20 protein-coding genes are annotated in these 21,110 nt (G+C 71.5%); 18 read left to right on the forward strand and 2 right to left on the reverse strand.

The annotated features are described in order from the left end of the window. The first annotated feature begins 10 nt into the window (after window positions 1-10). Genes alr through AB0J66_RS21930 form a run of 10 tightly spaced genes read left to right on the forward strand, consistent with a single transcriptional unit; the run spans window position 11 to window position 9,494 of the window. Complete coding sequence (gene alr, locus AB0J66_RS21885; protein WP_364663379.1) at window positions 11-1,129, forward strand: alanine racemase; 1,119 nt, start codon at window positions 11-13, stop codon at window positions 1,127-1,129. After that, entirely contained in the window at window positions 1,126-2,190 is a 1,065-nt protein-coding gene (locus AB0J66_RS21890; protein WP_364663382.1) for an alpha/beta hydrolase, read from the forward strand. The genes alr and AB0J66_RS21890 overlap by 4 nt, the downstream gene beginning before the upstream one ends. After that, window positions 2,190-2,654, forward strand: coding sequence for a tRNA (adenosine(37)-N6)-threonylcarbamoyltransferase complex ATPase subunit type 1 TsaE (gene tsaE, locus AB0J66_RS21895; protein WP_364663928.1), 465 nt, complete (start codon window positions 2,190-2,192; stop codon window positions 2,652-2,654). Before AB0J66_RS21890 ends, tsaE begins: the two co-directional genes overlap by 1 nt. After that, window positions 2,651-3,343: a uracil-DNA glycosylase gene (gene ung, locus AB0J66_RS21900; protein ID WP_364663384.1), complete on the forward strand. Its 693-nt coding sequence runs from the start codon at window positions 2,651-2,653 to the stop codon at window positions 3,341-3,343. The genes tsaE and ung overlap by 4 nt, the downstream gene beginning before the upstream one ends. Before the next feature lie 29 nt (window positions 3,344-3,372). Beyond that, window positions 3,373-4,230 (forward strand): tRNA (adenosine(37)-N6)-threonylcarbamoyltransferase complex dimerization subunit type 1 TsaB, encoded by an 858-nt coding sequence (gene tsaB, locus AB0J66_RS21905; RefSeq protein WP_364663386.1) that lies wholly within the window; start codon window positions 3,373-3,375, stop codon window positions 4,228-4,230. Beyond that, window positions 4,230-4,667, forward strand: a complete 438-nt coding sequence (rimI, locus tag AB0J66_RS21910) for a ribosomal protein S18-alanine N-acetyltransferase (RefSeq protein ID WP_364663388.1) — start codon at window positions 4,230-4,232, stop codon at window positions 4,665-4,667. The genes tsaB and rimI overlap by 1 nt, the downstream gene beginning before the upstream one ends. Next, window positions 4,660-5,709: a tRNA (adenosine(37)-N6)-threonylcarbamoyltransferase complex transferase subunit TsaD gene (tsaD, locus tag AB0J66_RS21915; RefSeq protein ID WP_364663391.1), complete on the forward strand. Its 1,050-nt coding sequence runs from the start codon at window positions 4,660-4,662 to the stop codon at window positions 5,707-5,709. The genes rimI and tsaD overlap by 8 nt, the downstream gene beginning before the upstream one ends. Before the next feature lie 9 nt (window positions 5,710-5,718). Then, entirely contained in the window at window positions 5,719-5,973 is a 255-nt protein-coding gene (locus AB0J66_RS21920; protein WP_364663393.1) for a hypothetical protein, read from the forward strand. Between the two features lie 51 nt (window positions 5,974-6,024). Next, complete coding sequence (locus tag AB0J66_RS21925; RefSeq protein ID WP_364663396.1) at window positions 6,025-7,716, forward strand: ABC transporter ATP-binding protein; 1,692 nt, start codon at window positions 6,025-6,027, stop codon at window positions 7,714-7,716. Further along, window positions 7,713-9,494: an ABC transporter ATP-binding protein gene (locus tag AB0J66_RS21930; RefSeq protein WP_364663398.1), complete on the forward strand. Its 1,782-nt coding sequence runs from the start codon at window positions 7,713-7,715 to the stop codon at window positions 9,492-9,494. Before AB0J66_RS21925 ends, AB0J66_RS21930 begins: the two co-directional genes overlap by 4 nt. A 53-nt stretch (window positions 9,495-9,547) precedes the next feature. On the opposite strand, the gene groL is transcribed toward AB0J66_RS21930, so the two are convergent. Further along, window positions 9,548-11,197 carry a chaperonin GroEL gene (groL, locus tag AB0J66_RS21935; protein WP_364663400.1) on the reverse strand — a complete coding sequence of 550 codons (1,650 nt, stop codon included), beginning with the start codon at window positions 11,195-11,197 and terminating at the stop codon, window positions 9,548-9,550. A 72-nt stretch (window positions 11,198-11,269) separates the two neighbouring features. Continuing rightward, a complete protein-coding gene (gene groES, locus AB0J66_RS21940) occupies window positions 11,270-11,584 on the reverse strand; it encodes a co-chaperone GroES (protein WP_082771855.1) in 315 nt (104 codons plus the stop codon). 228 nt (window positions 11,585-11,812) lie between these two features. On the opposite strand from groES, the gene AB0J66_RS21945 reads away from it, so the two are divergent. The 8 genes from AB0J66_RS21945 to AB0J66_RS21980 all read left to right on the forward strand — a co-directional run bounded on the left by AB0J66_RS21945 (window position 11,813) and on the right by AB0J66_RS21980 (window position 21,101). After that, window positions 11,813-12,985 carry a methyltransferase domain-containing protein gene (locus AB0J66_RS21945; RefSeq protein ID WP_364663403.1) on the forward strand — a complete coding sequence of 391 codons (1,173 nt, stop codon included), beginning with the start codon at window positions 11,813-11,815 and terminating at the stop codon, window positions 12,983-12,985. Window positions 12,986-13,014: 29 nt separating this feature from the next. After that, window positions 13,015-13,500 (forward strand): Cys-tRNA(Pro) deacylase, encoded by a 486-nt coding sequence (ybaK, locus tag AB0J66_RS21950; protein WP_364663405.1) that lies wholly within the window; start codon window positions 13,015-13,017, stop codon window positions 13,498-13,500. Window positions 13,501-13,868: 368 nt separating this feature from the next. Beyond that, window positions 13,869-14,972 (forward strand): substrate-binding domain-containing protein, encoded by a 1,104-nt coding sequence (locus tag AB0J66_RS21955; RefSeq protein WP_364663408.1) that lies wholly within the window; start codon window positions 13,869-13,871, stop codon window positions 14,970-14,972. Between the two features lie 160 nt (window positions 14,973-15,132). Continuing rightward, window positions 15,133-15,948 carry an ATP-binding cassette domain-containing protein gene (locus AB0J66_RS21960; RefSeq protein WP_360245400.1) on the forward strand — a complete coding sequence of 272 codons (816 nt, stop codon included), beginning with the start codon at window positions 15,133-15,135 and terminating at the stop codon, window positions 15,946-15,948. Continuing rightward, window positions 15,945-17,201, forward strand: a complete 1,257-nt coding sequence (locus AB0J66_RS21965; protein ID WP_364663411.1) for an ABC transporter permease — start codon at window positions 15,945-15,947, stop codon at window positions 17,199-17,201. Before AB0J66_RS21960 ends, AB0J66_RS21965 begins: the two co-directional genes overlap by 4 nt. Window positions 17,202-17,235: 34 nt before the next feature. Beyond that, a complete protein-coding gene (locus AB0J66_RS21970) occupies window positions 17,236-18,411 on the forward strand; it encodes an ROK family transcriptional regulator (RefSeq protein WP_364663413.1) in 1,176 nt (391 codons plus the stop codon). Between the two features lie 60 nt (window positions 18,412-18,471). Next, window positions 18,472-19,404, forward strand: coding sequence for a hypothetical protein (locus AB0J66_RS21975; RefSeq protein WP_364663416.1), 933 nt, complete (start codon window positions 18,472-18,474; stop codon window positions 19,402-19,404). Then, on the forward strand, window positions 19,401-21,101 hold the full coding sequence (locus AB0J66_RS21980) for an insulinase family protein (protein WP_364663418.1): 1,701 nt from the start codon (window positions 19,401-19,403) through the stop codon (window positions 21,099-21,101). Before AB0J66_RS21975 ends, AB0J66_RS21980 begins: the two co-directional genes overlap by 4 nt. Window positions 21,102-21,110 lie beyond the last annotated feature (9 nt).

Below are 21,110 nucleotides of genomic sequence, written 5' to 3' on the forward strand. Positions count from 1 at the left end.
GCTGGGACTCATGTGGCAGGCCGAAGTCCGGGTCGATCTGGACGCAATCCGGGACAATGTCGCGCTGCTGCGCGCCCGCACCACCGCCGAGGTCATGGCGGTGGTCAAGGCCGACGGTTATGGGCACGGCATGGTGCCCGCGGCCCGCGCGGCCCTGGCCGGCGGCGCGACCTGGCTGGGCGTCGTCACCCTCGAGGAGGGTCTGGCCCTGCGCCGGGCCGGCATCGAGGCGCCGGTGCTGTCCTGGCTGCACTCGCCCGGCATGCCGCTGCACGAGGGGGTGGCGGCCGACATCGATCTCAGCGCGGGCAGCCTGGAGTTGCTGGGCGACATCGTGGCCGCCGCCAAGCAGGCGGAGCGGACAGCTCGCGTCCATCTCAAGATCGACACCGGCCTTTCCCGGGGTGGGGCGACGCCCGGCGAGTGGCCGGCCCTGCTCGAGGCGGCGGCCAAGGCCCAGGCCGACGGGGCCATCGACGTGGTCGGGGTCTGGAGCCACTTCATCTACGCCGATGCCCCCGGCCACGAGACCATCGACCACCAGCTCGCCGTCTTCGCCGAGGGGCTGGCCACCGCCGAGCGGTTCGGCATCACCCCGCGCTACCGGCACATCGCCAACTCGGCGGCCACGCTGACCAGGCCCGACACCCATTACGACCTGGTCCGTCCCGGCATCGCGGTCTACGGGCTGTCGCCGATCGCCGGCGAGACCTTCGGGCTGCGGCCCGCGATGACCGCCCACGCCCGGGTGGCGCTGACCAAGCGCGTGCCGGCCGGCCAGGGCGTGTCGTACGGGCACACCTACCACACCGAGCGCGAGACGACCCTGGCCCTGGTGCCCCTCGGCTATGCCGACGGCGTGCCCAGGCACGCCTCCAACGCCGGCCCGGTGCAGCTCGGCGGCAAGCGGCGGACGATCGCCGGCCGCGTCTGCATGGATCAGATCGTCCTCGACGTCGGCGACGACCCGGTCGAGGCGGGCCAGGTGGCGACGCTGTTCGGGCCGGGCGACGACGGCGAGCCGACCGCCGACGACTGGGCCGAGGTGGTCGGCACGATCAACTACGAGATCGTGACGCGGTTCGGCAGCACGAGGGTGCCCCGCGTGTACGAAGGGGGCCCGGCATGAGCCGGGCCAAACAGGTCGGCCTGGCCGGCGCCGCGGTCGGCGTCGTCGCGGCCGGTCTGGCGACCGCGTTCGCCGTCGAGCGGGCGCTGGTGCGCCGCTCGGTCAACGCGCCCGGCGACCCTTATGTGGAGGAGCCGTTCGGCGACCAGCCGTTCGATCGCGAGCTCACCGTGACCGCGGCCGACGGCACCGACGTGCACGTCGAGATCGTGGAGCCGCGAGGGCCCGGGAAAACGGACAAGCCGACGATCGTCTTCGTGCACGGCTTCGCCCTCGACATGGGCACCTTCTATTTCCAGCGCAAGGCGCTCACCGAGCGGGGCGACCACCGGCTGGTCTTCTACGACCAGCCGGGCCACGGCAAGTCCAGCCGGCTGCAGTCGGGCGACTACGACATCGCGGCGCTGGGCAAGTCGCTGGCCGCCGTGCTCGACGAGACCGTGCCGGAGGGGCACATCGTCCTGATCGGCCACTCGATGGGCGGCATGACCATCATGGCGTTCGCCGAGCAATATCCGGAGTGGTTCGGCAACCGGGTCACCGGCGTCGTGCTGATGTCGACTTCGGCCGGCCTGATCGACAAGGCCAAGATCGGCATCCCCTCGCTGGTGGCGCGGGCCAGCGCCCCGTTCTTCCCGCTCTGGGGCAAGGCGGCCCACCTCGGCGGCAGTCAGATCGACCGGGCCCGGATGATCTCGTCCGACCTGTCCTGGCTGCTGACCCGGCGCTACGGTTTCGGCGAGCCGAAACCGAGCCCGTCCCTGGTCACGTTCGTGGAGAGCATGAACTCCAAGACCTCGGCCGAGACGCTGACGAAATATCTGGGCACGCTCTACACGCACAACCGCTTCCCGGCGCTGTCCGCCCTGCGGGGCGTGCCGGTGCTGGTCATCGTGGGCACGAAGGACTACCTGACCCCGGTCACCCATTCGGAGGAGATTCTCAAGTACCTCCCGGAGGCCGAGCTCGTGAAGGTCGAGAACAGCGGCCACGTGGTCATGCTGGAGAAGGCGGACGAGGTCAACTCCTTCCTCCTGCCGTTCCTGGAGAAGATCTCGTGATCAAGCTGCCGACGGTCGAGGAGACCCGCGCGTTCGGGCAGCGACTCGCGGGCGTGCTCCGCGCCGGTGACCTGGTGCTGCTCACCGGGCCCCTCGGCGCCGGCAAGACGGCCCTGGTGCAGGGCATCGGCGCCGGCCTCGGGGTGACCGACCCGATCACCTCGCCGACGTTCGTGATCGCCCGCGTGCATCGCGGCCGGACACCGTTGGTGCACGCCGACGCGTACAGGCTGGGCGACAGCCCCGACCCGCGGGCCGAGATCGACGACCTCGACCTGGATGCCTCGGCCGACGACGCCGTCACGGTCGTCGAGTGGGGTGTAGGCCTGGTCGAGCAGCTGAACGACGAATACCTGCAGGTGCGGATCGACCGGCTGGACGACGACACGCGGGTGGTCGAGCTGGTCCCGCACGGCGGCGACTGGGCGGCCCGGATGGAAACCTTGACGAAGGGGAGAACGTGAATCTGGCGGAACTGCTGCCGGCCGAGTGGCGAGCCGAGCTGGCCGGCTTTCTCGACGAGGAACAGACGGCCGCGCTGGGCGAGTTCGTGGCGGGGGAGTACGAGGCCCACACGATCTATCCGCCGATCGAGGACCTGTTCGCGGCGTACCGGTTGTGCCCGCCCGAGCGGACCCGCGTGCTGATCCTCGGCCAGGACCCGTACCACGGCGCCGGCCAGGCGCACGGCCTCAGCTTCAGCGTGCGCGACGGCGTCCGGATCCCGCCCTCGCTGCGCAACGTGTTCAAGGAGCTGGCCGAGGACGTCGGCGTGGCCCCGCCCACCACGGGCGACCTGACCGGCTGGGCCCGCCAGGGTGTTCTGCTGCTCAACGCGGTGCTCACGGTCCGGGCCGGCGCGGCCGCCTCCCACGGCGGCAAGGGCTGGGAGTCGTTCACGGACGCGACGATCAAGGCGCTCAACGCCCGCGACGAGCGGGTCGTCTTCCTGCTCTGGGGCGGGTACGCCCGGAAGAAGGCCGCCTTGATCACCAACCCGGTGCACGCCGTGCTGGAGGCGGGCCACCCCAGCCCGCTCAACCCGAAGGGGTTCCGCGGCGCCCGCCCGTTCAGCGCGGCCAACAAGGCTCTGGCCGACGCCGGCCGCCCGCTGATCGACTGGGACCCGCGGGCGGAGCCGGTCGCCGGATGACCGGGGCGCCGGCGCGTTAGGGTCGGGACGTGCTCGTACTGGCTCTGGACACCGCGACCCCCGCGTCGACGGCCGCCCTGGTGGAGGTCACCGCCGACCGCCTCATCGGGGTGGCCGAGCGGCGCACCGTCGACCCCCGTGCGCACGGCGAGAAGCTCGCGCCGGAGATCGCCGCCACCCTGGCCGAGGCCGGGGCCCGGCCCGGCGATCTCGGCGCGATCGTCGCCGGGCTCGGCCCCGGGCCGTTCACCGGTCTGCGGGTCGGGCTGGCCACGGCCGAGAGCATGGGTCAGGCGCTGGGCATCCCGGCGTACGGCGTGTGCTCGCTCGACGGCATCGGCCGGGCCGCCGGGCCGGGCCGGGTGCTGGTCGCCACCGACGCCCGCCGGCGCGAGGTCTACTTCGCGACCTATGTGGACGGCGTGCGCCTGTTCGGCCCCGAGGTCGCCAAGCCGGCCGACGTGGCCGAGGTGCTGGGCCAGGTCTACCGGAGAAGGACCAGCCAGGCGGCCGAGTCGGCCGCCCTGTCCGAGTCCGAGATCATCGAGTCGGCCACGGCGCTGGCCGGGGCCGACGCCGCCCGGCTGGCGGCCGTGCTGGCCCGGGCCGAGATCGACGCCGTGGTCGACGACCCCGACGAGGACCGTGCGTACTGGGCGAAGAAGCTGCGGGCGTTCGACCGCGCGGCCGGCGAGGGCGCTCTGAAGTACGGCGACGTCTTCGGCGTCCCGGTCGAGGAGCACCTGCTCTACCCGCCCGGCGCGGCCCTGGTGGCCCTGGCCGCCGAGCGCATCCGCTCGGGCGCGCCCGGCGAGCAGCTGACACCTCTCTATCTGCGCCGGCCGGACGCGGTCGAGCCGGCCGGGCGCAAGCCGGTGCTGACCTGATGCGGATAGAGCGATTCCGCTGGTGGCACATCGCCGAGGTGCAGCCGATCGAGGCCGACCTGTTCGGCGCCGAGAAGTGGTCGCCGGCGATGTTCTGGAACGAGCTCGCCCAGCGCCACTTCTACGTCGTCGCCCTGGGCGACGACGACGAGGTGCTCGGTTATGCCGGGCTGGCCGCCCTCCCGGACGAGGCCTGGGTGCAGAACATCGCGGTCCGGCGTGGCGGCCAGCGCCGCGGCACCGGCCGGGCCCTGCTCGAGGCGCTGCTGGCCGAGACCGCGCGCCTCGGTATCAAGCAGACGCTGCTGGAGGTCGCGGTCGACAACGCCCCCGCCCAGCGCCTCTACGCGACGTACGACTTCGAGCCCGTCGGCATCCGGCGCGGCTACTACCAATCCAGCAACACGGACGCCCTGGTGATGATGCGCGATGCCTGACGAGCCCCTGGTCCTCGGGATCGAGACCTCCTGCGACGAGACGGGGATCGGTATCGTCCGCGGGCACACGCTGCTGGCCGACGCGCTGGCGTCCAGTGTGGAGCAGCACGCCCGGTTCGGCGGCGTGGTGCCCGAGGTGGCCAGCCGGGCCCACCTGGAGGCCCTGGTCCCGACCATGCAACGCGCGCTCGACGAGGCCCGGGTCACCCTGGCCGACATCGACGCCATCGCGGTGACCAGCGGCCCCGGTCTGGCCGGGGCGCTGCTGGTCGGGGTGGCGGCCGCCAAGGGGTACGCCCTGGCGGCCGAGAAACCGCTCTACGGGGTCAACCACCTGGCGGCCCACGTGGCCGTCGACACTCTGGAGCACGGCCCGCTGCCCGAGCCGGCCGTGGCCATGCTCGTCTCCGGCGGCCACTCCTCGTTGCTGCTGGTGGACGATCTGACCAACGGCGTCAAGCCGTTGGGGGCCACCATCGACGACGCCGCCGGCGAGGCTTTCGACAAGGTCGCGCGGCTGCTCGGGCTGGGCTTCCCGGGCGGGCCGATCATCGACCGGACGGCTCGCGACGGTGACGTGTCGATCACGTTCCCGCGTGGGCTGACCGCGGCCAAGGATCTCGCGGCGCACCGGTTCGACTTCTCGTTCTCCGGGCTCAAGACCGCGGTGGCCCGGTGGGTCGAGGCGCGGCAGCGCGACGGCGAGCCCGTGCCCGTCGCCGACGTCTCGGCCTCCTTCCAGGAGGCCGTCTGCGACGTCCTCACCGCCAAGGCGATCGACGCGTGCTTGACCCATGGCGTACGGACCCTGGTGATCGGCGGTGGTGTCGCGGCCAACTCGCGTCTGCGGGTCCTGGCCGAGCAGCGGGCGGCCAAGCACGGCATCGAGGTCCGGGTGCCCCGGCCGCAGCTGTGCACGGACAACGGCGCCATGGTGGCGGCCCTCGGTTCGCGGCTGGTCGCCGCCGGTGTCGCGCCCAGCCGTCTCGATCTGCCGGCCGATTCCGCGATGCCATTGACCTCGGTCAGCGTGGCGGGGTAGGAAGCCAGGATGATCGCGCGGATGTGGGAGATACGGGCCTCCAAGAGCGGCTTGGACGAGCTGCTGGCCTGGGTCTGTGACGTGGCCGTGCCGCGGCTGGAGGTGCTTCCGCAGCACGTGTCGAGCGACGTCTACTCGTCCACCGACAACCGGGTCGTGGTCATCTCGAAGTGGCGGCACAGCCCTGAGAGCCTGCCCGCCCCGCCGCCGCATCTGATCGCCCGGGCGGCCCACGTGTGGGACTTCACACCGGTCGACCGGTAAGGGAAAACGCGTCGCGAATTGTCGTACCCCCGCCGTAACGTCGGGGCCCTGATGCGACGACTACCTGATGCCGATCCCGGCCTTCCCGACGACCGGTCACCCGTGCGCTACCTGGGGTGGCTGGTCCGGCGTGGGTGGTTCTCGGTCTACGCGGCGATCCTCATGGCCGTCCTCTGGATGCTCTGCCAGGCCGTCGTGCCGGCCGTGGTCGGCCAGGCGATCGACGCCGCCACCGACCACGACCGCCGCGGCCTGCTCACCTGGTCGCTGGTGCTGCTCGCGGCCGGCCTCGGCCAGGCGTTCTTCGGCGTCGTGCGACATCGCTTCGCCGTGATCAATTTCTTGGGCGCGATGTTCCGTACGGTCCAGGTCACGGTCCGTCAGGCCGGCCGGCTCGGGTCGGCCCTGCCCCGCCGGCTCGACACCGGCGAGGTCGTCGCGATCGGCACATCCGACATCCGCCAGATCGGCGCGGCGATCGACATCACCGCCCGCGGCACGGGCTCGCTCATCGCCGTCGTCGCGGTGACGGTCATCCTGCTCACCACGTCGGTGCCGCTCGGCCTCGTGGTCGTGCTCGGCGTGCCGCTGCTGATGGCGATCGTCGGTCTGCTCATCCGCCCGCTGCACCGGCTCCAGCAGGCCTCCCGCGACCAGCAGGGCCTGCTCACCGGCCGAGCGGCCGACCTGGTGGGCGGCCTGCGGGTGCTGCGCGGCGTCGGCGGCGAGGCCGTGATGGGCGAGCGCTACCGCGCCGAGTCGCAGCGGCTGCGGGCGGCCGGGGTGCGTACGGCCCGGGTCGAGTCGCTGCTCGAGGCGGCCCAGGTGCTGCTGCCCGGTATCTTCCTGGTGCTGGTCACGTGGCTCGGCGCCCGCTTCGCGCTGACCGGCCACATCACCGTGGGCCAGCTGGTCTCCTTCTATGCTTATGCGGCTTTCCTGGTCACGCCGCTGCGCCAGCTCACCGAGGCGATCGACAAGCTGACCCGCGGGCACGTCTCGGCCCGGCGGGTCGTGACGATGCTGCACGCCTCGACCGACCTGCCCGACCCGGGCCGGCCGCGGGCGGCGGGCGAGCTGACCGGCGAGCTGGCCGACCCGGAGTCCGGCGTCACCGTCCGGCCGGGTGAGGTCACCGCGATCGTCGCCGCCGTCCCGGCCGACGCGGCCGCCATCGCCGACCGCCTGGGGCGGTACGCCGAGGGCGGCACGGCCGGCGGCCACCCGTTGTCGTCGTTCCCGCTGGCCACCGTGCGCGAGCGGATCCTGGTCGCCGACAACGACGCGCGGCTGTTCACCGGCCCGCTGCGGGCCGATCTCGACCCGGCCGGCGACGGCCGGCTGCCGGCGGCGCTGCACGCGGCCGCGGCCACCGACATCGTCGAGGCCCTGCCCGACGGTCTCGACAGCGAGGTCGCCGAGCGCGGCCGGTCCTTCTCCGGCGGCCAGCAGCAACGGCTGCGGCTGGTCCGCGCGCTGGTCGCCGACCCCGACACGCTGGTGTTGGTCGAGCCGACCAGCGCCGTCGACGCCCACACCGAGGCCCGGATAGCCGATCGGCTGGTCACCGAGCGCGCCGGGCGCACGACCGTGATCTGTACGTCCAGCCCGCTGGTGCTCGACCGCACCGACCGGGTGATCTATGTGGAGGGTGGCCGGGTGGTCGCCACCGGCACCCACCGCGCGTTGCTGGCGGGGGAGCCCCGCTACGCCCGGACGGTTCTGCGAGAGGACGCGGCGTGAGCAATCTTCTGCCGGTGGCCGACACGACCCAGGTCCGGCGGTACGCGCGCGACCTGTTCCGGCGCTACCCACGGGCGCTGGGCGTCGCGGTCGGGCTGCACGTGCTGGGCGCGGTGGCCGGGCTGGTCGGGCCGCGCCTGCTGGGCGACCTGGTCGAGGCGATCCGGCACGGCGAGGGCGTCGGCGCGGTCGACAAGCTGGCCGCGCTGATCGCCGGTTTCGTTGTGCTGCAAGCGATCCTGGTCCGCTTCGCCCACCTGGCCTCGGCCCGGCTCGGTGAGCGGGTGCTGGCCCGGCTGCGCGAGGAGTTCGTCGACCGGGTGCTCGCCCTGCCGCTCTCCACGGTGGAGCGGGCGGGCTCGGGTGACCTGCTGACCCGCACCACGCGCGACGTGGACGCGCTGTCGCGGTGCGTGCGGCTGGCCGTGCCCGAGACGATGATCGGCTTGATCACGGTGGTGCTGGTGGTGGCGGCGCTGGTGGTGGTCACGCCGGTGCTGGCGCTGCCGCTGCTGGTCGCCGTGCCGCTGCTCGTGGTCGGCACCCGGTGGTACTTGCGCCGCGCCCCCGCCGGATATCTCAATCAGAACGCGGCGTACTCGACGGTGACCGACGGGCTGGCCGAGACGGTGGAGGGCGCCCGGACCGTCGACGCGCTGCGCCGGCAGCGACAGCGGATCGAGCGCTCCGACGCCGATCTGCGGAAGAGCTGGCTGGCCGAGCGGTACACGCTGTTCCTCCGGATGGTGTGGTTCCCGATCGTCGAGGCGGCCTATGTGCTGCCGGTGGTGTCCACCCTGATCGTCGGTGGTTGGCTCTACCTGCGTGGCAGCGTCTCGCTGGGGCAGCTCACGGCCGCGGTGATCTACGTGCAGATGCTGATCGACCCGCTCGACCGGCTGCTGGGCTGGCTCGACGAGCTGCAGATCGGCGGGGCGTCCCTGGCCCGTCTGCTCGGCGTGGTCGACGAGGAGCCGCCGCAGCCGCGCGCGCCGCGGACGCCGGAGGGCACCCGCATCGAGGTCAGCGACGTGCACTTCTCCTATGTGGCCGGTCGCGAGGTGCTGCACGGCATCGACCTCACGCTCGAGCCGGGGGAGCGGCTGGCCGTCGTCGGGCCGTCCGGGGCGGGCAAGTCGACGCTGGGCCGGCTGCTGGCCGGCGTGCACCAGCCGACCCGGGGCACGATCACGGTGGGTGGGGTGCCGCTGGGCGAACTCCCGCTGGACAAGCTGCGTACCGAGGTCGCGCTGGTCAGTCAGGAGCATCACGTCTTCATCGGCACGGTTCGCGACAACGTCGCCATGGTGCGGCCGGGTGCGGCCGAGCCGGAGGTCCGCGCGGCGCTGGCCGCGGTGCACGCGCTCGAGTGGGCCGAGGCACTGCCGGGTGGGCTGGAGACGATGGTCGGCTCGGGCGGTCATGCGCTGACCGCCGCCCAGGCGCAGCAGCTGGCGCTGGCCCGGCTGGTCCTGGCCGATCCGCACACGCTGGTGCTGGACGAGGCGACGTCGCTGCTCGACCCGCGGGCGGCCCGCGATCTGGAGCGGTCGCTGGCGGCGGTGCTGCACGGCCGTACGGTCGTGGCGATCGCCCACCGGCTGTTCTCGGCCCACGACGCCGACCGGGTCGCCGTGGTGGAGAACGGCCGCATCACCGAGCTCGGCTCGCACGACGAGCTGGTCGCGGCCAACGGCCCCTACGCCGCGCTCTGGCGCTCCTGGCACGGCGAGCGCGTCCCCGACTCGGCGGAAGAGGAGGCGGCCGCCGCCCGCTGACCCGCGCAAAAGGGCGCACCCCGGAGGGTGCGCCCTGATGTGTTGCGGATGGATCAGAAGCCGGGGCCGTGCTGGTGGCCGTGGCCACCGTGGCTGTGGCCGTGACCGCCGGCGGCGGCGGGCTCCGGCTCGGCCGGCTTGTCGACCACGAGGCTCTCGGTGGTCAGCAGCAGGCCGGCGATCGAGACGGCGTTGGAGACCGCGTTGCGGGTCACCTTCACCGGGTCGAGGATGCCGGCCGCGGCCAGGTCGACGTACTCGTCGGTGGCCGCGTTGAGGCCGTGGCCCCAGCCCAGCTCGCCGACCTTGCCCACCACGACGTAGCCGTCGTGGCCGGCGTTCTGCGCGATCCAGCGCAGCGGCTCCACCAGCGCCTTGCGGACGATCGAGACACCGATCGCCTCCTCGCCGGTCAGGCCGAGGCCGCCGTCGAGCTCCGTCGCCACCTGGGCGAGGGCGGCGCCACCGCCGGGCACAGTGCCCTCCTCGACGGCCGCCTTCGTCGCTGCGATGGCGTCCTCGATGCGGTGCTTGCGCTCCTTCATCTCGACCTCGGTGGCCGCGCCGACCTTGATCACCGCGATGCCGCCGGAGAGCTTGGCCAGCCGCTCCTGGAGCTTCTCGCGGTCCCAGTCGGAGTCGGACGCCTCGATCTCCTTGCGGATCTGCGAGACCCGGTCGGTGACCTCGGACGACTTGCCGCCACCGTCGACGATGGTGGTGTTCTCCTTGTCGACGACGATGCGCCGGGCGGTGCCCAGCGACTCGAGGCCGACCTGGTCGAGCTTGTAACCGAGCTCGGGGGCGATCAGCTCGCCACCGGTCGCGATCGCGAGGTCCTGCAGGATCGCCTTGCGGCGGTCACCGAAGCCGGGCGCCTTCACCGCGGCGACCTTGATGGTCTTGCGGAGGGCGTTCACGACCAGGGTCGAGAGCGCCTGGCCCTCGACGTCCTCGGCCACGATCAGCAGCGGCTTGCTGTTCTGCAGCACCTTCTCCAGCAGCGGGAGGAGCTCCTCGATGCTGGAGATCTTCTGGGTGGTGAGGAGGATGTACGCGTCCTCCAGCACCGCCTCCTGCGACTCGGCGTCGGTCACGAAGTTCGGGGAGATGAAGCCCTTGTCGAACTGCAGACCCTCGGTGACCTCGAGCTCGGTCGCCATGGCCGAGCCCTCCTCGACGGTGATGACACCGTCGCGGCCGACCCGGTCCATCGCCTCGGCGATGAGCTCGCCGATGGTGGCGTCCTGGGCCGAGATGGTGGCCACGTTCGCGATCGCCTTGTGGTCGGCGACCTCGACCGCCTTGCCGAGCAGCGCCTGCGAGACGTGCTCGGCGGCCTTGTCCATGCCCCGCTTGAGCGAGATGGGGCTGGCGCCCGCGGTGACGTTGCGCAGACCCTCGCGCACCAGCGCCTGGGCCAGCACCGTGGCCGTGGTGGTCCCGTCGCCGGCGACGTCGTTGGTCTTGGTCGCCACCTCCTTGACCAGCTGGGCGCCGAGGTTCTGGTACGGGTCGGTGAGCTCGATCTCCTTGGCGATGGTGACACCGTCGTTGGTGATCGTGGGAGCGCCGAACTTCTTGTCCAGGACGACGTTGCGGCCGCGCGGGCCGAGGGTGACCTTGACCGTGTCGGCGAGCGCGTTGACGCCGTGCTCGAGCAGGTGGCGCGCGTCGTCCGAGAAGCTGAGAATCTTCGCCATGTTTAAGGTCCCTTCACGCACCACCGCCCTGGCCCGTGATCACGGGCCAGGGCGGTAAGCACTGTCAGTAGGTCACTTCTCGATGACCGCGAGGACGTCGCGGGCGGAGAGCACCAGGTACTCCTCGCCGGCGTACTTGACCTCGGTGCCGCCGTACTTCGAGTAGAGAACCGTCTCGCCGACCTTGACGTCAACCGGGATGCGGTTGCCCTTGTCGTCGATGCGGCCGGGGCCGACAGCGAGGACGGTGCCCTCCTGCGGCTTCTCCTTGGCGGTGTCGGGGATCACGATGCCCGACGCCGTGGTCGTCTCAGCCTCGTTCGCCTGGACCACGATGCGGTCCTCGAGCGGCTTGATCGCAACCTTTGTCGCGGTAGTCACGGGCATACCCTCCTGGGTACAGGTTTTCGCCGGTCAAGGTGATGGCCGGTCTGATGCCTCATGCCACCGGGCGGGGCCGTCGTCGCGGGTGCCGGTCCGCCTGGTGCCTCACCGCGCGCCCGGATGGTCGCACGGCTGGCACCCTCGTGATGAGAGTGCTAATCGGAGATTAGGCCGGAACTAGCACTCCGTCAACCAGAGTGCCAATGAAGTCGCGCGGGGGAGAATGCCTGCGTGACTGCGGAATCGACGGCCCGGCTGCGTACGCCCGAAGGGGTGAAGGCGCTGGACAGCGCCCTGGAGGTCGCCGGGAGTGACCCGCTCGCGGCCGCCTCGGCGCTGCGGGCCCGCGGGGTGCCGCCGGAGCTCGCGGCGGCCGCGCTCACCCAGGTCGAGTTGCGGCGCCGGGCGGTGGCCAAGTTCGGCCCGGACGCGGCGTCGATGTTCTTCACCCGGGCCGGGCTCGAGCAGGCGACGCGATCGGTCGTCGCCGAGCGGCGGGCGAGGCGACTCGCGGCGGCCGGAGTCACGACCCTGGCTGATCTGGGCTGCGGGCTCGGCTCGGACGCCTTGGCGGCGGCGCGGGCCGGCATTCGGGTGTACGCGGTGGACGCCGACCCGGAGACGGCCGCGATGGCCGCCGCCAACGCCGAGGTTCTGGGCCTGGATGTACGCGTCGAGTGCGCCGACGCCACGTCGGTGCCGGTGGAGAAGTACGACGCGGTCTTCGCCGACCCGGCCCGCCGCCGGGCCGGCCGCGGCCGGGTTTTCGACCCGAAGTCGTATTCGCCGCCGTGGGACTTCATCGCCGCCCTGCCCGAACGGGTGCCGCACACGGTCCTCAAGCTCGCCCCCGGCATCGACCACGATCTGCTGCCGCCCGGTGCCGAGGCCGAGTGGGTGAGCGTCGACGGCGACCTGGTCGAGGCCGCTTTCTGGTGCGGCCCCCTGGCCGAAGTGCCCCGCCGAGCCACCCTTCTGCGTGAGGGCACGCGGTGGGAGCTGAGCGGGACGGGCGGTGAGAAGGCGCCGGTGGGCAGGCCGGGGGCGTTTCTCTACGACCCTGACCCGGCGGTGGTGCGGGCGCATCTGGTGGCTGAGCTGGCGGAGGTCGTTGGTGGGCGGTTGGGGGATCCCGAGATCGCCTATCTGTACACCGACGAGGCGGTCGATACGCCGTTTGCCCGGCGGCTGGAGGTGACCGATGTGGTGCCGTTCTCGCTCAAGCGGCTGCGGGCGCTGCTGCGCGAGCGCGGGGTCGGGCGGCTGGAGATTCGCAAGCGCGGGTCCGCGCTCGAGCCGGAGCAGCTTCGCAAGGATCTGCGGCTGGCCGGGCCGAACGGGGCCTCGCTCGTGCTGACCCGGGTCGCGGGGGCGCCGACTGCCCTCTTGTGCCGTCCGCTGTGACCCCATCGGGCACGAGTAGCGTTCGCGCCATGGCGAAGAAGGCCGCTGCCGGGACGCCGGCCACCGCGTTGCTCACCGCGCAGAAGGTCGAGCACACGCTGCATCCCTACGACGTTTCGCCGGATGCGCCCAACTATGGCGCGCTGGTCGCGCAGGCGCTGGGGATCGAGCCCGGGCGGGTCTTCAAGACGTTGATCGCCGAGGTGGACGGCGGCCTGGTGGTGGGGGTCGTGCCGGTCACCGGCGACCTCGATCTCAAGGCGCTCGCGCACGCCGCCGGCGGTAAGCGGGCCGTGCTGGCCGACCGGGCCGCGGCCGAGCGGAGCAGCGGTTACGTGCGCGGCGGGATCAGCCCGTTGGGGCAGCGTAAGAAGCTGCCGACCGTCGTTGACGACTCGGCGCCCGCGCTTGATCTGATGTTCATCTCCGCGGGCCGGCGGGGCCTGCAGGTGAGCCTCGCCCCGGGCGATCTCATTCGCCTCACCGACGCGATAACCGCCCATATCCGGACATAGCACGCACCATGCGCAGGCCGTTACGACAACGTTACGCGGCGGGTGGATCTTTCTCCCGAGAATGGTCCAGATCGGGCATCGTACTGACTTAGCGTCACGTGGTGAGCGTCGTAAGCGATCATGACGGATCGGCCCCCGGGGCTTCACCAGGGCCGAAATCCCTGTATCACCGCCGTGTTGCCGGATTGTTATGCCAGGTTACGAGATCGGCTGGCGTCACCGCTTGTGCTACCGGCCGCAACGGGAATACGTTGCCGGACACAACAAACTAGATCCTGATCACACGGCGTCTCGGGGAGCGACACTCCCGACAGCGCAGAACATCGAATCCGATCGAAGGCCCGGATTTACCCGAAAGGACACAAGGAATGCGTAAGGGACTGTTCGCCCTTGCCGCGGTTGGCCTGCTGGCCACCGGCAGCGTTGCCGCTTGCGGCGACGACAAAGGCAGCGACTCCGGTAGCGGCAGCGGCTCGAGCTCGGTGGGCAAGGTCGGCGTGATCCTGCCCGACACCAAGAGCTCGCAGCGGTGGTCCACGGACGACCCGAAGTACCTCAAGGCGGCGTTCGAGGCGGCCGGCGTTCAGGTGGACATCCAGAACGCGCAGAACGACAAGACCGCGTTCCAGACCATCGCCGACGGCATGATCTCCAGCGGTGTCAAGGTTCTGATGATCGCCAACCTCGACTCCGGCACCGGTGCGGCCGTTCTCGCGAAGGCCAAGAAGGCCGGTATCGCGACGATCGACTACGACCGCCTCACGCTGAAGGGCGGCGCGGACTACTACGTGTCGTTCGACAACGTCAAGGTCGGCGAGCTGCAGGGCCAGGGCCTGGTCGACTGCCTGACCGAGAAGAAGTACACCAAGCCGGTCGTCGCCGAGCTCAACGGCTCCCCGACCGACAACAACGCGACCCTGTTCGCCCAGGGTTACGACTCGGTCCTGAACCCGAAGTACGCGGACGGCACCTTCACCAAGGGCCCGAACCAGTCGGTTCCGGAGTGGGACAACGCCCAGGCCGGCACGATCTTCGAGCAGATGCTGACCTCGAACAAGCAGATCAAGGGCGTCCTCGCGGCGAACGACGGTCTCGGCAACGCGGCCATCGCGGTGCTGAAGAAGAACAAGCTCAACGGCCAGGTCCCGGTCACCGGCCAGGACGCCACCGTTCAGGGCCTGCAGAACATCCTCGCCGGCGACCAGTGCATGACGGTCTACAAGGCGATCAAGAAGGAGGCCGACGCGGCTTCCGAGCTGGCGATCGCCCTGGCCAAGGGCCAGAAGCCGACCACGGCCACCGGCACGACCAAGGACCCGGAGTCGGGCGCCTCGGTTCCGTCGGTGCTGCTGACCCCGCAGGCCATCACCAAGGCCAACGTCAAGGACGTCATCGCGGACGGCTTCGTCACCAAGGACCAGATCTGCACCGCGGCCTTCGCCAAGGCCTGCACCGACGCGGGCATCAGCTGACCCCAGCTTGATGTCGGGCTTTGCCCGAAATCCTGACGACGGCGCCGTTCGCTTCCGATAAAGGAAGCGGGCGGCGCCGGACTCAGGTGCCCCCACCCCTGCCGCCCCGGCCACCCCCGCCGTGGGCGGCAAACCGGTCACTCAGCGAAGGAGAAACACCGTGGCCGCGACACCCCTCTTGGAGCTCAGCGGGATCAACAAAGGCTTCGGTCCCGTTCAGGTCCTGCACGACGTCGGCCTGAGCGTCTACCCCGGCGAGGTCACCGCCCTCGTCGGCGACAACGGCGCCGGCAAGTCGACGCTCGTCAAATGCATCAGTGGCATCTACCAGATCGACTCCGGCACGGTGACCTTCGAAGGTAACCCGGTCTCGATCAGCGGCCCGAGCGACGCCTCGGGTCTCGGTATCGAGGTCGTCTACCAGGACCTCGCGCTCTGCGACAACCTGGACGTGGTCCAGAACATGTTCCTCGGCCGGGAGAAGAAGCGCGGCATCGTCCTCGACGAGCCCACCATGGAGCAGATGGCCGGCGACGCGCTCGCCAGTCTGTCGGTGCGCACCCTGAAGTCGCTGCGGCAGCTGGTCGCCAGCCTCTCCGGTGGGCAGCGGCAGACCGTGGCGATCGCCAAGGCCGTGCTCTGGAACTCCAAGGTCGTCATCCTGGACGAGCCGACCGCCGCTCTCGGCGTGGCGCAGACCGCCCAGGTGCTCGAACTGGTCCGCCGCCTGGCCGACAACGGCCTCGGCGTCGTGCTGATCTCGCACAACATGAACGACGTGTTCGCGGTCTCCGACCGGATCGCCGCCCTCTACCTCGGCCGCATGGCGGCCCAGGTCAAGACGACCGACGTGACGCACTCGCAGGTCGTCGAGCTGATCACTGCCGGTCGCAGTGGCAACATCGGACTGCCTCCCGAGAAGCCCGCGGACTTCAACGGCGACGCCGTCGACATCACGCCGGGAGGCGACAAGTGAGCACCACCACGACCACCACGGCCGGCGGCGTCAAGGTCGTCAAGCCGACCGTGAACAGCTTCGTCCGGGACTACTGGGGCCGCGTACGCGGCGGTGACCTGGGCGCCCTGCCGGCCATTCTCGGCCTGATCGTGTTGAGCCTGATCTTCGGCATCTCGACCGACACGTTCTTCAGCGGCCTGAACTTCGCGAACCTGTTCAACCAGAGCGCGCAGGTCGTCTTCATCGCCATGGGCCTGGTCTTCGTCCTGCTGCTGGGCGAGATCGACCTGTCGGCCGGTTTCGCCTCCGGCGTCTGCGGCGCGGTCGTCGCCATCCTGCTGACCAACCACGGCTGGGAGTGGTACACGGCCATCCCGGCCGCGCTGGTCACCGGTCTGGTGATCGGCTTCGTGCTCGGCTTCCTGGTCGCGAAGATCGGCATCCCGTCGTTCGTCGTCACGCTGGCCGCGTTCCTCGGCTTCCAGGGCCTGCTGCTCGTGCTCCTCGGTGGCGGCACCAACATCTCGACGAGCAACGAGTTCTTCAACTCCCTCAACAACGACAACCTGTCTGTTGCCTGGAGCTGGATCCTCACCGTCGTCGCGATCGTCGGCTACGCCGCGGTGCAGCTGCTCAACCTGCGCAGCCGGGCCAAGCGCGGCCTGGTCACCGACCCGATCGGCATCGTTGCGGCCCGCGTCGGCGGTCTGGCCGTCCTGCTGATCGTGGCGACCGCGATCCTCAGCCAGGAACGCGCGATCAACCCGGCGATCAACTCGCTCAAGGGCGTGCCGATCGTCGTCCCGATCCTGGGCGTCTTCCTGGTCCTGTGGACGTTCGTCCTGGGCCGTACGGCCTACGGCCGGCACGTCTACGCGGTCGGTGGCAACACCGAGGCCGCCCGCCGGGCCGGCATCAAGGTCGACCGGATCCGCATCTCGGTCTTCGTGATCGGTTCGTTCATGGCGTCCATCGGCGGCATCATGGCGGTCAGCCGGGCCAGCTCGGTCGACCCGAACACCGGTGGCAGCAACATCCTGCTCTACTCGGTGGGCGCGGCCGTCATCGGCGGCACCAGCCTCTTCGGCGGCAAGGGAAAGATCATCAACGCCGTCATCGGTGGTGCGGTGATCGCCGTGATCGACAACGGCATGGGCCTGCTGGGCTTCAGCTCGGGCACGAAGTACATCTTCACCGGTCTGATCCTGCTCGTCGCCGCCAGCGTCGACGCCCTCGCCCGGCGCAGAGCGGCCGCTACCGGCAACCGATGAGCCGGACCATCCTGGGTACGGGGACGGCACGCTGATGCGGGCCGGCCCCAGCCAGGAGGAGGTGCGCCGGCACAACCTCGGCACGCTGCTGCGGTACGTGCACGTGCACGGCGCGACATCCCGGGCGGAGCTCACGAGCCTGCTCGGCCTCAACCGGAGCACCATCGGGGCACTGACCGCCGAGCTGACCACCGCCGGGTTGGTCAGCGAGGCGGCACCACGCGAGACCGGCCGGGCCGGGCGACCGTCGCTGGTCGTCCGGCCCGAGTCGTCCAAGGTCTACGCGTACGCCCTCAGCATCGAGGTGGACCGGCTGCGCGCGGCCCGGGTCGGCCTCGGCGGCCGCATCCTGGACCGCCGTGAGACCGACCGGCCACGCGGCATGCAGGTGCTCGACGCGGTGCAGCCGCTCGCCGGTTTCGTCCACGACATGCGCAAGGACGTGCCCGGTGACGCCCGCTACGTGGGCACCGGGGTCGCGGTGGCCGGCATGGTCCGCCGCGCCGACGGCGTGGTCCGCCTGGCCCCGACCATCGGCTGGGTCGAGGAACCGGTCGGCGAGGCGCTCGGGGCCGAGCTCGGCGACGCCGGCAAGCTCACCGTGGGCAACCACGCCGACGTCTCGGCCCTGGTCGAGCACAGCCGCGGCGCCGCCGTGGGCTGTGACAACGTCATCTACCTGTACGGCGACGTCGGGGTCGGGGCCGGCATCATCGCCGACGGTCACCGGGTGGCCGGGCACGGTGGGTACGGCGGCGAGGTCGGCCACATGGTCGTCAACCCGTACGGCCGGGAGTGCAGTTGCGGCTCGCGCGGCTGCTGGGAGACTGAGATCGGCGAGTACGCGTTGCTCAAGCACGCCGGCCGGGGTGACCGGACGGGGCGCGAGGCGGTGCTGGGCGTGGTCGACGCGGCCATGCGCGGCGACAGCCAGGCGCAGTTCGCGGTCCGTCAGGTCGGCGACTGGATCGGCTTCGGCGTGGGCAACCTGGTCAACATCTTCAACCCCGAGGCCGTGATCTTCGGCGGCACCCTGCGCGACGTCTACCTGGTCGCCGCGGCCCAGATCCGCAGCCGCCTCACCTCGATCGCCCTGCCCGCCTGCCGCGAGCACATCCGGCTGCGCACCCCCGAGCTGGGCGACGACGCGGCCCTCATCGGCGCGGCCGAGCTCGCCTTCGAACACCTGCTCCGCGACCCGGTCGGATAGGCCCCGGCGGCCCTCCGGCCGGGTGCGTGGTGAAGATCAAAATCATCTATGCTGCGCGCCATGCCAGCCGATGTGCTGTTCGATGTGGCCTCCCACTACCCCGAGGCCGGCGTCGTCCGGACGGCCATGACCGCCCGCGACTGGAGCAAGGTCCGCACCACCGTCGACGCGGCGCCGCCGGCCGGCCGGTCGATGCTCCTCGGGGTCGCGGCCGACGTCCCGGGGGCCGAGGAGACCTTGCAGGAGGTCCTCGCCGCCGACCCGGGTGACAGCGCGGCCGCCGCCACGCTGGGGCAGCGGTGGACCGCGATCGGCTGGAAGATCCGGAGCGCGGCCCGGGCCGAGTACGTCACCGCCGAGCAGTTCGCCGCCTTTCACGAGCGGCTCCGCCGGGCCGAGGCCGTGCTGATCGAGGGCGTCGCCCGGAACCCGGGCGACCCGGCGCTGTGGGCGGCCCGGCTGACCTCCGGGCGCGGGCTCGAGGTGGGCCTGGCCGAGATCCGCCGCCGCTACGACAAGGCCATCGCCCTCGACCCGGGCCACCTGCCGGCGCAGTGGGCCTTCCTGCAGTCGCTCTGCCCGAAATGGAGCGGGAGCTGGGAGTTGCTGCACCCGTGGGCCCGGGAGACGGCGCTGGCCGCCCCGCCCGGATCTACGCAGGGCGCGCTGGTCGTCGACGCGCATCTCGAGCACTGGCTCGATCTGCCGGGCGGCGAAGGGGACCGCTATCTGACCTCGGCGCCGGTCCGGGACGAGATCTACGAGGCGGCCCGGCACAGCGTGCTGCACCCCGGCTTCGGCCGCGACTACGGCTGGGTGCACGCTGCGAGCAGCTTCGCCCTGGCTTTCAGCATGCTCGGGGACGAGGAGGCCGCCGGCGCGATGTTCAAGCAGCTCGGCGATCTCGCCGACGACTACCCGTGGAGCTACCTCGGTGACCCCGCGGCCCAGATCCGTACCCGTCGCGCGCGGGCCCTCGGGGGTGCCCGGTGATCGAACAGCTCGACGTCGACGGCGTACCGGCGCTGCTCACCCCGACCACCGGCCCGGCCCACGCCGGCCTCGCGTTCCGGGTCGGCTTCGCCGACGAGCCGCTGCCCCGCCGCGGCATCACCCACCTGGTCGAGCACCTGGCGCTGCACTCGACCGGCGTCGCCGACTACCACTACAACGGCGCCACCGGCGTCGAGTACACGTTCTTCCACATGCAGGGCTCCGAGCAGGACCTGGCCGCGTTCCTGACCGGGGTCTGCTCGTCGCTGCGCGACCTGCCCATGCATCGCCTCGCCGTCGAGAAGGACCTGCTCCAGGCCGAGGCCAACGGCCGCAGCCAGGGGGCCGCCGACAACATGTCGCTCTGGCGGCACGGCGCCCGCGACTACGGGATGCCGAGCTACCCCGAATGGGGCCTGCCCGCCATCGGCGAGGACGATCTGCGGGCCTGGGTGGCCCGCTACTTCACCAAAGAGAACGCGGTGTTGTGGCTGGCCGGCGACGGCGTGCCCGACGGACTGCGGCTCGATCTGCCCAGTGGCACCCGCCAGCCGGCGCCCACGCCGTCGTCGGCGTTGCCGGTGACGCCCGCGTACTTCCCGGCCGACTCGGGAGTCCTCGTCTGGGACGCCGAGGTGCCGCGAGCTGCCCGGTCGTCGGTCTTCGCCGGCGTGCTCGAACGGGCCATGCGGCGCGAGCTGCGCCAGGAGGCCGGTCTCTCGTACACCGCGCAGGCCGCCTACGAGCCCCTCGGCGCGGACCGGGCGCTGGTCACCGCCGTCGCCGACTCGCTGCCGGACAAGCAGGCCGCCCTTCTCGGCGGCTTCGTCGACGTGCTGGCCGCGCTGCGCGTCGGCCGCATCGACGAGGCCGACGTGGCGGCCGTGGTGAAACAGCGGGCCGAGGCTCTGCGGCACGCCGAGGAGCAGGGGGCCCGCCTTCCGGGGCAGGCCCTCAACCTGCTCGCCGGCCGCCCGGTGCAGAGCGCCGACGAGGCGATCGCCGAGATGCGGGCCGTCGGCCCGGCCGAGGTGGCCGAGGTGGCGGTCGCGGCCTCGGGCAACGGCCTGCTGATGGCCCCGCGGGCCCGGGCCGACTGGGCCGGCTTCACCGCGGCGCCCAACCATTCCGAGACGACGGTTCACGGCACCGCCTACGCGTCCCTGGAAGGCCCCGGCGAAAGCCTGATCATCGGCCCCGAGGGGGTCACTCTGGTCCGTGAGGGCACCCCGGCGACCGTACGCTTCGACGCCTGCGCCATCGTCCGGGCGTGGCCCGACGGCGCACGGTACTTCGTCGGCCACGACGGCATCGTGGTGGCGATCGAGCCGACACTGTGGTCGGGTGTCACCGGCGCGCTGCCCTGGCTCGACTCGCACATCCCGGCCGGGCTCCGCGTCGATCAGCCGCCCCGGGACCCGGCCCGTATCCCGCAGCCGGTCGCCCCCGAACAGCCCGCCCCGCTGCCGGTGGCGCCGCTGACCCGCCGGGCGCGCGCCCTCACCGTGGCCGGGCTGATCGGCACGGTCCTGGGCACGCTGTTCTTCGTCGCCGTCGCGCTCATCGGCCTCGTCCTGCTCACCGAGGACACCTCGGCCCTGTTCGGATCCATCGTGATCATCGGCTTCAGCATCCTGGTGGCCGTCCTCGGCGGCTTCGGCATCCATCACCTGCTCGGCCGGCTCTACCGCAGGTGACGTTCGCCC

This window comes from Actinoplanes sp. NPDC049598 (genome assembly GCF_040675435.1).
Classification (GTDB): domain Bacteria; phylum Actinomycetota; class Actinomycetes; order Mycobacteriales; family Micromonosporaceae; genus Actinoplanes.